Here is a 13,386-nt window from a genome sequence, read left to right on the forward strand (position 1 = left end):
CGTCGAGCCGCCGTGCGGGCCGGCCTCGACCCCGAGGCGCGCAAACTGCCGCACCGCGGTCATTCGACGGTACACCGTGCACGCGAGGAGCGAGCTTGCGAGCCCCGCAGTCGGGCACATTCGTGACCACCTGCACGCGAGGAGCGAGCTTGCGAGCCCCGCAGTCGGGCACATTCGTGACCACCTGCACGCGAGGAGCGAGCTTGCCCGTTGCCACGCGGACGGCGAACCGGGGTTTCAGCCGGCGTTGCGGAGAGCTACGCACCGGCCCCACGCCCGCCCGGTCACGCGGTCGGGGTGCCGGACGCGGAGATGCCCCACGCCACCGACACCTACCGTAGTCGGGTTGACTGGGAGCCCGCTGAACGTCTGCTCGATGACTACCGATACGAAACGTCGGGACTACCGATACGAAACGTCGGCGGGAATCAGGCGCGGGCGTAGACCTCGGGCTTGAGTACGCCGACGTACGGCAGCTCGCGGTAGCGCTCGCCGAAGTCGAGGCCGTAGCCGACCACGAATTCGGTCGGGATGTCGAAGCCGACGTACTTCACCGGGACCGGGACCTTCACCGCTTCCGGCTTGCGGAACAGGGCCACCACCTCGACGCTGGCCGCCGACCGGGACTCCAGGTACCGCAGCAGCCACGACAGGGTCAGGCCGGAGTCGACGATGTCCTCGACCACCACCACGTGCCGGCCGGCGATGTCCCGGTCCAGGTCCTTGAGGATGCGCACCACGCCGGAGGAGGTGGTGCCCTGGCCGTACGAGGAGATGGCCATGAAGTCCAGCTCGACGGGCGGGCCCTGCCGGCCCAGCGCGCGGGCGAAGTCGGCCATGAACATGACCGCCCCCTTGAGTACGCAGACGAGCAGCAGCCCGTCGGTGACCCCGGCGTAGTCCGCGGAGACCTGCTTGGCCAGCTCCGCGGTCTTCTCGCGGATCTGCGCCTCGGAGATGATCACGTGATCGATGTCGGCGTCGTACCAGGAGCCGTCAGCCATGCTCATAGCCTGCCGTACGCCGGACGACCCGCGTCGGCGGGGCCGCACCTTTCGACGCGGTCCCACCGTGGGTTTTTCCGGCACAACGGGAGCAATCACCTCAGCAGGCGCGGGACCGCCAGCGGCGGCCCTCCTCGGTGGGCTTCCAGTCGGCGGAGTCGCGGGTGTCGGTGGTCAGGCCGAACGCCGAGGCGACAGCCAGCACGACGAGGAAGAGCAGAAGCAACAGGAACTCCATGGCGGCGCTCACTTTCTGATCATCTGAGTGGTTTTCGCCGCCGGTGCGCACCGGACTGACTTCAGTTTCCGCCGTCCGGACGGGCCGGAACAGTGGCAGAGATGCCACTCCCCCTCGATTTTCTGCCACCGCTGCGGTTACCCTCGTCACATGATTCGATCGGTGGCCGTCATCGCGTTGGACCGGGTGGCCGTCTTCGAACTCGGCGTGCTCACCGAGGTGTTCGGGACCGACCGCACCGAGGACGGATTCCCCGGCTACCGGTTCACCGTCTGCACCGCCGACGGGGGTCCGGTCCGCACCGCCTCCGGCTTCGGCCTCACCCCGCACGCCGATCTCGCCCCGGTCGACGACGCCGACCTGGTCGCCGTCCCCGCCTACACCCAGGGTGGCGAGGTGCCGGAGGTGGTGCTGGCCGCACTTCGCCGGGCTGCCGACCGGGGGGCGTACGTGTTCAGCGTCTGCTCCGCAGCCTTCGTGCTCGGCGCGGCCGGCCTACTCGACGGCCGGGAGTGCACCACCCACTGGAAGTACGCCGACGAGCTGCAACGCCGGCACCCGTCGGCCCGGGTCCGGTGCAACAGCCTCTACGTTGCCGACGGACCGGTGCTGACCAGTGCCGGTACCGCCGCCGGCATCGACGCCTGCCTGCACCTGGTCCGCCAGGAACACGGCTCGGTCACCGCCACCCGGCTGGCCCGGCGGATGGTGGTCCCCCCGCACCGCGACGGCGGCCAGTCCCAGTACGTCGAGGCGCCGATCCCGGCCACCCCCGATGCGCCCACCCTGGAACCGGTGCTGAGCTGGCTGGTGGGCCACCTGGACCAGCCGACCACTGTGGACGAGTTGGCCGCCCGCGCCGGCATGTCCCCGCGTACCTTCGCCCGCCGGTTCCGGGCCGAGACCGGCACCACCCCGCACGACTGGCTGACCAACCAACGGGTGCTGCTGGCCCGCCGGCTGCTGGAGGAGACCCGGCTCAGCGTGGAGAGCGTCGCCGACCGCTCCGGTTTCCCCGACGCCGCCGCCCTGCGCCACCACTTCGCCCGCCGGGTCGGCACCACCCCGCAGGGCTACCGCACCACCTTCCGGGACCGCGTTCCCGTCGGCTGAACCCGCCGTCGTGCCCCGATACACCATGATCGATTGCGGAGACTGACACGACACGCCGGCACGGATGCGCGAAACGGCAATCCGATCATGAATACCCGATCCGACCCGCCCCGGCTTCCCGACCCGGCGGGTCGTGGTCGACAAGGAGAAGACCACGGAGGCGCGCTCAGTCGACGGGCAGCAGCCGACCGCCCCGGCGGCCGACCCGCACCCCGCCCGGCAGCGCCGTCGCGCCCTGCCCACGCCAGGCGGTGACCAGTGCGTCCAACGCGTCGACGTGGCGGTGGGAGAGGGCACCGGGCGGGGCCCCCAGCTCCCGCGCCCAGGCGTGCAGCACCCGACTGCGTACCGCGCCGGGCAGCCCGGCCAGCGCCACGACGGACAACCCCCCGCCGTCCCGCACCCCGGGCCTGTCGAACGACGACCCCTCGGACCAGCCTCCGTCGCCCGGGAACCCGTCCGGCGGGGGCTCGTCGGTGCGCGACCCCGCCGGCGGAAGCCCCTCGGACCGCCGCCCCTCGGACCGGGCTCCTGCGGGCCGGTGCTCGTCGCACGGGGGCACGTCGGGCCGGGTCGGTGGGGTGGCGAGGGCGGCGGCGGCCAGGGCGTCCAGCGCAGCGGTGTCGGCGGCGAGCAGCCGGGCCGTCCGGGCCAGGTTGTCCAGCACCCCCGCACCGAGCGCGGCGACCAGTGCCGGCAGCACGTCGGCGCGGACCCGGGCCCGGGCGTACGACGGGTCGGTGTTGTGCGGGTCCTCCCACGGGGTCAGGCCCAGCGCCGCGCACGCGCTGCGGGTCTGCTCCCGGGTCACGTCGAGCAGCGGGCGCAGCAGCGGCACCCCGGCCAGGTCCCGTCGAGCGGGCATCCCGGCCAGCCCGCGCGGGCCGGCACCCCGGGCGAGCGCCAGCAGCACCGTCTCGGCCTGGTCGTCGCGGGTGTGCCCGAGCAGGACGGCCGCAGCCCCGTGCCGTCGGGCGACGTCCGCCAGCGCCTGGTAGCGGGCCTGCCGGGCCGCCGCCTCGGGACCACCCGGACGCCCGGCCACCGTCACCGGCACCGCCTCGACCGGATCGAACCCGACCCGCCCGGCCCACCCGGCCACGGCGGCGGCCCGCTCGGCCGACCCGGCCTGCAACCCGTGGTCGACCGTCACCAGCCCGGCCGGCCGGCCGAGCCGGGACGCCACGAAGGCGGTGGCGACGGCGAGGGCCAGCGAGTCAGCCCCACCCGAGCAGGCCACCAGCACCGGCCCGTCGGCGGACAGGTCGGCCAGCGCACGGCGTACCGCGACCCGGATGGCGGCCACCGATGGGGCGAGAGCCACCCCCCGCGGGGCCCGGGAGGCGCGCCGCCCGACCACGACCGGGTCGACGGGGCTGGGCCGACCGGCCATCGGCTCAGCCGGCGGTCGGGGTGGCGCCGGCCGGCCCGTGCACCCGGGCCACCCAGGCGGCCGGATCACCCAGCTCGTCCAGCCGGGGCAGGGTCAGCGGCGAACCGAAGATCTTGTTGAAGCCGGCCATGCCGACCTGCTCGACCACCCCGTGCACGAACTTGCGACCCTCGGCGTACTGGCGCATCTTGACGTCCACGCCGAGCAGCCGGCGGATCGCCTTCTCCAGCGGGTTGCCCGCCTCTCGGCGCCGGTCGAACCCCGCCCGGATCCGCTCCACACTGGGGATGACCTGCGGGCCGACGCCGTCCATCACGAACTCGGCGTGCCCCTCCAGCAGGGTCATCAGCGCGGTGAGCCGGTCCAGCACGGCACGCTGCGCCGGGGTCTGGACGATGTCCAGCACGCTGGTGCGGCTGTCCGGATCCTTCACCGCGTCGGAGAGGGTGGACACCCCCCGGCGCAACCGCTCGACCAGGTGCTCGGTGCCCTGCGAGGCGTCCACGAATGCCTGCACCTCGCCGAGGAAGTACGCCCGCATCCACGGCACGGCGGTGAACTGGGTGCGGTGGGTGACCTCGTGCAGACAGACCCAGAGCCGGAAGTCGCGCGGATCCGCCCCCAGCTTCCGCTCCACCTCGACGATGTTCGGCGCGACCAGCAGCAGTTGCCCCGGATCGGCCGAGAAGACCTCGTACTGGCCGAGCACCCGGCCGGAGAGGTACGCCAGCACGGTGCCGGCCTGCACCCCGGTGAGCCGGGAGCCGACCGCCTCGGTGAGTACGCCGGGCGGCTTGTCACCGGAGAGCCTGCTGACCAGCGGGGTGATCACCTCACGCAGGCCGGCGATGTTGGTGGCCGCCCAGTCCCGCCGGTCCACCACCCGGACCGGCGGATGAGCCACCTGGGGGCGCAGCCCCGTGTAGTCGGCGACGTGCCCGGCCGCCTCGTCGGTGAGCCGGCGCAGGTCGCCGACCACCTCGGTGGCCTCCGCGTACGACACGCGGGGGCCCGACTTGCTCAGCGCCCCAGCGGTGGCGGCGGCCAGATCCCAGTCCACGAACTGCGCCATGCCACCCACCGTACCCGCGCCGCGACACCCCGGCCGGTTCCGCTCGACGGCAGGCCCGACGAGCACGGCCCGCCCGACAGCAGCCGGGACGACGACAGCAGCGGCAGGCGGACAGGTGGCAGAGCGGACCGGCAGCGGCAGCGGCAGCGGCAGCGCGGACCGGCAGCGGCAGCGGCAGCGCGGACCGGCAGCGGCAGACCGGGCCGGTCAGCGGCAGCCGCAGCCGGCCAGCGCACCGGCGATCCGGTCCAGTGCCGCCCGGGTGACCTCCGGGTCGCCGGCCGGGGCCTGGTCGGTGAGCACGGCGAAGGTGAGCAACCGGCCGTCGCGGGTGGTGACCAGGCCGGCGATGGCGTGCACCCCGGTCAGGGTGCCGGTCTTGGCCCGGACCACGCCGGCACCGGCGGCGGTGGCCGTCGAGGAGTACCGGGTGTCGAGGGTGCCCGACCAGGCGGCCACCGGGAGGCCGCCGAAGATCGCCGTCAGCTCCGGGTGCGCGCCGTTGCCGGCCACCGCGATCAGGTCGGTGAGCAGCGACGGACTGATCCGGTTACTACGGGACAGCCCGCTGCCGTCGGCGAGGCTGATCTCGTCGGCCGGCAGCCCCAGCTCGCCGATCACCTCGTCCATCGCCGTCGCGCCGCCGGCGAAGGAGGCCTGTTGGTTGCGGGCCAGCGCGACCTGTCGGGCCAGCGCCTCGGCGATCACGTTGTCGCTGTCGCTGATCATGATGTCGACCAGCCGGATCATCGGCAACGACTCGACCTTGCCCAGCTCGGTGCCGGGCTCGGGCGCACCGGTCGCCGTCGCACCACCGGCCGCCGGGGCGGTGCCCCGGACCACCCCGTTCTCCGGCAGGCCGAGCAGTCGGGCGAAGGAGCGACCGGCGGCCAGGTCGGGCTCGGCGTACCGCTCGGCCGCACCGTGGCTGTCGTCGAAGTTCTTCCGCGCCCGCACCGGATCCCGCCGGGCACCGTCGGTCATCAGCGCGGTGATCGAGGCGCCGAATCCGCCGGTCGGGATGTCCGCGTCCCAGCCGGGGCCGTGGACCGGGCCGGGGAAGAGCGTGGAGTCGACCACCACCCGGGTCGGGGCGGTGCCACCGAGGGCCTGCCTGACCTGGGTGGCGAGGGCGTCGAGCCGGGCCGCGCCGGGGTAGAAGCCGCTCTTGTCGACCGCCAGGGTCGGGTCGCCACCGCCTACCAGCACCACCTCGCCCGGGTTCGTCCCGGCGAGCGCCCGGGTCGCGATCCGGTGACCGGGGCCACGCGCCTTCAGCACGGTCACCCCGGTCGCGAGTTTGGTGACCGAGGCGGGCACGGTGCCGTCGTCGCCGCCCTTGGCGTACAGCGATTCGCCGGTGACCACGTCGGCCACCGAAACGTTGACCCGGCTACCCAGGGCGGCGGCAGCGGTAAGCGGCTCGACTGCGGCGCGTACCCCGGCGGGGGTCGGCTCCGGCGCGGCGGCGTCGGGGCCGGCGAGCACCGCGGACGGGTCGGGCTCGGGGGCCGGCGCGGAGGCCGACGGGGTGGGGTCCGCGCCCAGCCAGCCGGCGACCGGGCCCGGACGGAGCACCACCGCCGCTCCGGCGAGGCCGACCAGCAGCACGACGACCAGCAGCGCCGGCAGCCACCGTCGACGACGCCGCGGCGACGCGCCGGGCACCGGCGGGCCGCCACCGCCCGGCGGCGCCGGGACCGTCGCAGACCCGGGATGCGCGGGACGCGACACCGACCCCGGGTGAGCGGGCGACCCGGGTGACCCGGGGTGGGCGGGTGACACCGGATGGGTGGAAGGCGACGCCGCAACGCCACTGGGGGATACCGACGAGACCGACGCCGCGCCGCGGTGCGGCGGGACCGACCCGGAGCCGGAGGACGGAACCGACGCCGAACCGGAGCCGGAGGACGGGACCGACGCCGAACCGGAGGACGGGGCGGCCGGGGCGGAGCCGGATGGCGGGAACGGGGGCGACACCGGTGCGGACCCGACGACCGCGCGACCGGCGGTGGCCGACGACGGCGGACGCCAGGCCGGTGGTGGCGGATGCTCGGCGGCCCGACCGGCGGCCGGCGGCGCTGCGGGAGCCGGCGGCGGTTCGGGGGCCGACTCGGGGCGTCGGGGGACGTTCGCGTCGGGCACCGACACCCGGCCGGTGGCCGCACCGGTCACGGGTCGACCCGATCCCCGGCCGTCAACCCCCTCCGGGCGGTAGTGTGAATCTTCCCTCCCCACGACCCCCTCCTCCCGCCGCCGAACCCGCCTGGGTGACACTACTTCGGTCCGAAGACTATGCGGCGTCCGGAGCCGACGGGTGGCCATTCATCCGCACCGGGGGCGTCAGTGGTTCCGTTCAGCCAGCGTGGGCAGACGAGGGAGCGTGGGAGATGGATTTCGACGTAACGGTTGAGATCCCGAAGGGTCACCGCAACAAGTACGAGGTGGACCACGCGACCGGCCGGATCCGGCTGGACCGCACCCTGTTCACGTCGACCCAGTACCCGGCCGACTACGGCTTCATCGAGGGCACCCTCGGCGAGGACGGTGACCCGCTGGACGCGTTGGTGCTGGTCCCCGAGCCGACCTTCCCGGGTTGCCTGATCCGCTGCCGCACCATCGGCATGTTCCGGATGACCGACGAGAAGGGCGGCGACGACAAGGTCCTCTGCGTGCCCTACGAGGACCCCCGCCAGGAGCACCTGCGCGACATCCACCACCTGGGCGAGTTCGACCGGCTGGAGATCCAGCACTTCTTCGAGGTCTACAAGGACCTCGAACCGGGCAAGTCGGTCGAGGGCGCGACCTGGGTCGGCCGGGTCGAGGCCGAAGCCGAGGTCCGGGCGTCGTACCAGCGGGCCCGCGACGCCGAGGCGCAGGGCGGCACCGGACACTGACCCACCAGCTCCGTCGGAGGCCCGGACCCGTCGGTCCGGGCCTCCGCCGTCGCCCACCCGGCCTGGTGCGAGCCAGGTCGGCGGGGCCAGCCCGAGCGGGGGTCCGGGCAGCCGAGGTCAGCCCAGCAGGCCCCGGGCGGCGTCGTAGAGGTCCAGCACCGCGCAGGCCACCGGCACCACCGACACCACCAGCGCGGTGTCGGTCAGGTCGGCCACCCGACCGAGGTACGGCGAGACCGGCCGCCGGGCGTACGTCGTACCGGCGGCGACGGCGAGCAGCGCGACGAGCAGTCCGCCCGCGCTCAACGCCAGCAGCCCGAGGGGCCCGGACCGGCCGGCGAGCACCGCGCCGAGCACCGCGAACCCGGCCAGCCCGGCAGTCACCGGGGGCACCCGGTGCCGGACGGCCACGAACAACCGGGAACGCAGCAGCAGCACCGCCGCGCCGACCGCCACCAGCACCCGCCCGGCGACCCCACCGGTGGCCGCCAGCACCAGCACCGCGGCGACGACCAGCGCGGCGTGCCCGAGCAGCATCCCGGTCAGCATCTCCTCGCTGCGGGCCACCGCCGCGTACACCCGACCCCGGTCCGGTAGGTCCCGCACCCCGTCCGGGCCACCCGTCGGGCCGTCCGGCAGGGTGATCGGGGGCAGCGGCATCTTGCCCAGCCGGATCGCCAGCAGCGGCAGCGCCCCGAGGGCGAAGACCAGCACGCAGAGCAGGACGGCTGCGGCGTCGGCCGGGGAGAGCAGCAGCCCGCCCAGGCCGGCGAGCGCGCCCACCGCACCGGTCGTCGCGCCGGCCACGAAGACCCGTAGCCGGGTGGCGACGCCGAGCAGGCCCAGCACAGCGACCAGGAGCAGCGCCACCGCACCGGCGAGCAGTTCGGGCGCACCGAGCCAGGGCAGCGGCCGGAACGCTCCCACCGGGTCGCCGGAGCTGATCGCGAGGGCGCCCGCCGCCGCGGCGTACGGCAGGGCGTAGCCGCCGAGGGTCGCTCCCGTCGGCCCGTCCCCGTACGCCCGGGAGGCGACCGTGGCAGCGAGGACGAGCAGCAGCGCCACCGTGCCCGCGGCGGGCCAACCGGCGGACTCCCCCGGCCCGGCGGCCAGCACGGCGAGCAGCCCCACGGCGAGCGGCGCCCCGGCGCCGGCCAGCGCGGCGGCCCGGGTGGTCGACGCCGACCAGGCGGCTCCCCGGCGACGGGCGCCGTCGGCGATGGCCTCGACCACGTCGTCGTACTCCAGCTCGGGCCACTGGTCGTGGGCGGGCACCAGGTGCAGCACCTCGCCGTCGCGCACCCCCTGCGGCAGTAACGCCTGCCCGGTCACCAGCACCGCGCCGTCGGTACGCCGCAGCACCCAGCCGCCGTGCCGCTCGCCGTCGTCGGCCAGCCCTTCACCGGCGTGCCGCAGCACCTCGGGCAGCAGTTCGGCAAGCGGAACCTGTTCCGGCAGGGCCACGTCGACGCGTCGCCCGGGGGCGCTGATGGTGACCCTGGCCAGCCCGGTGGTCATCGACTGGACTCCATCTCGATCGGGAGCGGTGGCTGACGGACGACGCGCACTTTACCTACGATGAGCCAGGTTCGGGTTACCGAGCGCCACAGGGAGGTGCCTTTTGTCCACTGTCGTCATCAAGCGGCCACCGCGCCGGCCCGCGCCTGAGATACCGGCCGGGGAGCTGCCCGTGGAGGGCCCGCCGGAGATCCCTCCGGTCACCGGTGGGCGCTGGCAGCAGGCGCTGATGGTGTTGCCGATGCTGGGTGGCACGGTGGCGATGGCGATGATGTTCGGTCGCGGCGGTGGCGCCTACTCGTACGTGGTGGGCGGGATGTTCGGGCTCTCCTCGGTGGCGATGCTGATGACCTCCTGGGGCAGCGCCTCCGGCACCCCGAAGAAGTCGGAGATGATGGCCGCCCGTCGGGAGTACCTGCGGCACCTGACCGCCCTGCGGCGACGGGTCCGGCAGACCGCCGGGCAGCAGCGGGCCGGGCTGTACTACCGGCATCCCGACCCGGGTCGGCTCTGGTCGACGGTGGACAGCCACCGGGTCTGGGAGCGGCGACCAGGTGACCCGGACTTCGGCGTGGTCCGGGTCGCCGTCGGACCGCAGACACTGGCCACCCCGCTGGTTCCGCCGGTCACCCGGCCGCTTGAGGAGTTGGAGCCGATGACCGCCGGGGCGCTGCGGCGCTTCCTCGACGCGTACTCGGTGGTGCCGGACCTGCCGGTGGCGCTGTCGCTGCGCAGCTTCGCCCGGGTCTTCGTCCGGGGCGGCCAGCCGGGCGGCGACGGCCCCGGCTGGCCGGGCGGCGGTACGGCGGGCGGCGGCGGCCCCGGCACCGGGTCACCCGACGCGCAGGCGCTGGCCCGCGCGATGATCACCCAGCTCGCCGTCTTCCACGCCCCCGACGAGTTGCTCGTCGCCGTCTGTGCCGGCCCGGAACGGCGTCGGCACTGGGAGTGGGTGAAGTGGCTGCCGCACGCCCACCACCCGACCCGGGTCGACGCGCTCGGCCCGGTCCGGTTGGTCACCAGCTCCGCCGTCGAACTGGAGCGGCTCCTCGACGAGGTGCTGGCCAGCCGCTCCCGGTTCAGCCCGGCCGGGCCGGCCACCGACGGGCCGCACGTGGTGGTGCTCCTCGACGGCGGCGACCTGACCGACGCCACCGAGCTGACCGGTGACGGCGGCATCGACGCGGTCACCGTGCTCGACCTGGACACCCCGCCGCCGCGCCTGCTGGACCGGTTCGCCCTGCTGCTGGAGGTACGCGCCGGACGGCTGCACTCCTGGTCGGCCGAGGGGCACGCCGAGGTGGGCACCGCCGACGGGCTGGACGTCACCGACGCCGAGGCGGTCGCCCGACGACTCGCCCCGCTGCGGCTCGCCGCCGTCACCCGGGGTGCCGAGGCCGCCCCCGGGGCCGAACTCGGCCTCCCCGAGCTGCTGGGGCTGGGCGACCCGGAGGGGTTCACCGCCGACCAGGGCTGGCTGCCCCGCTCACCCCGGGACCGGCTGCGGGTGCCGATCGGCGTCGGCGTGGACGGCGGCGCGGTCGAACTGGACCTCAAGGAGTCGGCGCAGGACGGGATGGGCCCGCACGGGCTGCTGATCGGCGCGACCGGTTCGGGCAAGTCGGAGCTGCTGCGCACCCTGGTGCTGGCGCTGGCCGCCACGCACGGTTCGGAGCAGCTCAACTTCGTGCTTGTCGACTTCAAGGGCGGGGCCACCTTCGCCTCCTTCGACCGGCTTCCGCACACCGCCGCCGTGATCACCAACCTGGTCGACGCGCTACCGCTTGTCGACCGGATGGTGGACGCCATCAACGGCGAGCTGATGCGCCGCCAGGAGCTGCTGCGCCGGGCCGGCAACTTCGCCGGCCGGCGCGACTACGAACGGGCCAGGGCCGCCGGTGCACCGCTCGCCCCGCTGCCGTCGCTGCTGCTGGTCTGCGACGAGTTCTCCGAGCTGCTGTCGGCCAAGCCCGACTTCATCGACCTGTTCGTGCAGATCGGCCGGTTGGGCAGGTCGCTCGGCGTCCACCTGTTGCTGGCCAGCCAGCGGTTGGAGGAGGGGCGGCTGCGCGGGTTGGACACCCACCTGTCGTACCGGATCGGGTTGCGCACCTTCTCGGCGCTGGAGTCCCGGACGGTGCTCGGGGTGCCGGACGCCCACGAACTGCCCCGCTCCCCCGGGCACGGTTACCTGCGCGCCGGCACCGACCCGCTGGTCCGGTTCCGGGCCGCGTACGTCTCCGGCCCGGTCCGTCGCCGGGGCGGGACGACCGGCGGCGGGGCGGGCGGCACGGCCCGGTTACTCGCCTTCTCCACCCATGTCGTGCCGGAGCCGGAGCCGACCGCCCCGGTGGCCCCGCCGGTCGTCGAGGAGGAGACCGAGAGCCTGCTCGACTCGCTTGTCGGCCGGCTGGCCGGGCAGGGGCCACCGGCCCACCAGGTGTGGCTGCCACCGCTGGACCTGGCACCCACCCTGGACGAGCTGCTCGGTCCACCCGGTGTCGACCCGCAGCGTGGGCTCAGCTTCGCCAACCCGGAGCTGCACGGCGGTCTCCAGGTGCCGGTGGCGATCGTCGACAAACCGTACGAGCAGCGGCGTGACCTGCTGTGGCTGGCACTGGGCGGGGCGGCCGGGCACGTGGCGGTGGTCGGCGCACCGCAGAGCGGCAAGTCGCACGCGTTGCGGACCCTGGTCTGCGCGTTGGCGCTCACCCACACCCCGACCGAGGCACAGGTCTACTGTCTCGACTTCGGCGGCGGCGGGTTGACCGCGCTGCGGGAGCTGCCACACGTCGGCGGGGTCGCCGGCCGGGCCGACCCGACGGTGGTCCGGCGTACGGTCGGGGAGATCGCCGCCCTGCTCACCGAGCGGGAACGCCGCTTCACCGAGCTGGGGGTGGAGTCGATGGCGGCGTGGCGCAAACGGCGTCGGGCGCTCGCCGCCGCAGGTCAGCCCACCGTCGACCCGTTCGGTGACGTGTTCCTCGTGGTCGACGGCTGGGCCACCCTGCGCGGCGAGTACGACGACCTGGAACCCCTGATCACCGACCTGGCCACCCGGGGCCTGTCCTACGGGGTGCACGTGGTGGCGAGCGCGGTGCGCTGGCTGGACTTCCGGCCCGGCATCCGGGACCTGTTCGGTTCCCGGTTGGAGCTGCGCCTGGGTGACCCGTCCGACTCGGTGGTGAAGCGGACCGCGGCGGCCGGGGTGCCGGAGCAGGCCGGTCGGGGCATCACCGCGCAGAGCCTGCACTTCCTCACCGCCCTGCCGCAGCTCACCGGTGGGGAGACGGCGGACCTGGTCAAGGCGGTCGCGGGTGCCTGGTCGGGGCCGGCCGCGCCCCGGGTCCGGTTGCTTCCGCCGGTTTTGCCGTACGCCGAACTCGACCGCACCGCCGGCACCGGCCTGGCGTTCCCGGTCGGGATCGCCGAGGCGGACCTGCGTCCGGTGCTGCTCGACTTCGCCACCGAGCCGCACTTCGTGGTCTTCGGCGACGCCGAGTGCGGCAAGTCGTCGTTCCTCCGGGCGCTGGCCACCTCGATCATCGAACGGTTCACCCCGGAGCAGGCCCGGGTGATCCTGGTCGACTACCGGCGTAGCCTGCTCGGCACCGTCGAGACCGACCACCTGATCGGCTACGGCACGGCGGCGGCGCACACCACGGAGCTGATCGAGTCGGTCGCCGGCTACATGCAGGGTCGGCTGCCCGGAGCGGAGGTCACGCCGGCGCAGTTGCGGGACCGCTCGTGGTGGTCAGGTCCGGAGTTGTTCATCCTGGTCGACGACTACGACCTGGTGGCGAGTGGTCCGGCGAACCCGCTGCGCGGGCTGGAGGAGCACCTGCCCCAGGCCCGCGACGTCGGCCTGCACCTGGTGCTGGCCCGCCGCTGCGGTGGCGCCGGCCGGTCCCAGTACGAGCCGATCGTGCAACGGTTGCGCGAGCTGTCCACCGCCGGGCTGGTGATGAGCGGCAGCCCGGACGAGGGGCAGTTGGTGGGTACGGTCCGGCCGGGGCCCTTGCCGGCGGGGCGTGGTCGGCTGGTCACCCGACGCGAGGGCGTACGCCTCGTGCAGCTGGCGCATCTGCCGCCACCGTGATCCGGGTGTGTCGGAACGTGCCGTGTCGGCAGGGAGAACCGGTAATCTCCGA

9 protein-coding genes are annotated in these 13,386 nt (G+C 74.5%); 3 read left to right on the forward strand and 6 right to left on the reverse strand.

The features are described 5' to 3' along the window. Nucleotides 1–428 precede the first annotated feature (428 nt). Both hpt and AC0AIB_RS04130 read right to left on the reverse strand, forming a co-directional pair. The gene (hpt, locus tag AC0AIB_RS04125) at nt 429–1,004 is read right to left on the reverse strand and encodes a hypoxanthine phosphoribosyltransferase (protein ID WP_091247681.1); all 576 of its coding nucleotides are present in this window, start codon (nt 1,002–1,004) and stop codon (nt 429–431) included. A 100-nt stretch (nt 1,005–1,104) separates the two neighbouring features. Then, on the reverse strand, nt 1,105–1,254 hold the full coding sequence (locus AC0AIB_RS04130) for a hypothetical protein (protein WP_328349122.1): 150 nt from the start codon (nt 1,252–1,254) through the stop codon (nt 1,105–1,107). Nucleotides 1,255–1,392: 138 nt separating this feature from the next. On the opposite strand from AC0AIB_RS04130, the gene AC0AIB_RS04135 reads away from it, so the two are divergent. Then, entirely contained in the window at nt 1,393–2,355 is a 963-nt protein-coding gene (locus AC0AIB_RS04135; RefSeq protein WP_328342270.1) for a GlxA family transcriptional regulator, read from the forward strand. Between the two features lie 166 nt (nt 2,356–2,521). Here AC0AIB_RS04135 and tilS read toward each other — a convergent pair whose 3' ends face one another. The 3 genes from tilS to dacB all read right to left on the reverse strand — a co-directional run bounded on the left by tilS (nt 2,522) and on the right by dacB (nt 6,488). Continuing rightward, a complete protein-coding gene (gene tilS, locus AC0AIB_RS04140; protein WP_465096038.1) occupies nt 2,522–3,748 on the reverse strand; it encodes a tRNA lysidine(34) synthetase TilS in 1,227 nt (408 codons plus the stop codon). Nucleotides 3,749–3,752: 4 nt separating this feature from the next. Continuing rightward, nucleotides 3,753–4,820 (reverse strand): zinc-dependent metalloprotease, encoded by a 1,068-nt coding sequence (locus AC0AIB_RS04145; RefSeq protein WP_328342266.1) that lies wholly within the window; start codon nt 4,818–4,820, stop codon nt 3,753–3,755. Between the two features lie 207 nt (nt 4,821–5,027). Next, nucleotides 5,028–6,488, reverse strand: coding sequence for a D-alanyl-D-alanine carboxypeptidase/D-alanyl-D-alanine endopeptidase (dacB, locus tag AC0AIB_RS04150; RefSeq protein ID WP_328342263.1), 1,461 nt, complete (start codon nt 6,486–6,488; stop codon nt 5,028–5,030). Between the two features lie 722 nt (nt 6,489–7,210). Here dacB and AC0AIB_RS04155 point away from each other — a divergent pair. Then, nucleotides 7,211–7,717: an inorganic diphosphatase gene (locus AC0AIB_RS04155; RefSeq protein WP_067306541.1), complete on the forward strand. Its 507-nt coding sequence runs from the start codon at nt 7,211–7,213 to the stop codon at nt 7,715–7,717. A gap of 117 nt (nt 7,718–7,834) precedes the next feature. Here the strand turns inward: AC0AIB_RS04155 and eccD are convergent, their stop codons facing one another. Next, nucleotides 7,835–9,235 (reverse strand): type VII secretion integral membrane protein EccD, encoded by a 1,401-nt coding sequence (gene eccD, locus AC0AIB_RS04160; RefSeq protein WP_465096039.1) that lies wholly within the window; start codon nt 9,233–9,235, stop codon nt 7,835–7,837. Between the two features lie 103 nt (nt 9,236–9,338). Between eccD and eccCa the strand changes: the two genes are divergently transcribed. After that, entirely contained in the window at nt 9,339–13,334 is a 3,996-nt protein-coding gene (gene eccCa / locus AC0AIB_RS04165) for a type VII secretion protein EccCa (protein ID WP_465096040.1), read from the forward strand. Nucleotides 13,335–13,386 lie beyond the last annotated feature (52 nt).

The sequence above is a fragment of the Micromonospora sp. DSM 43699 genome, assembly GCF_055517075.1.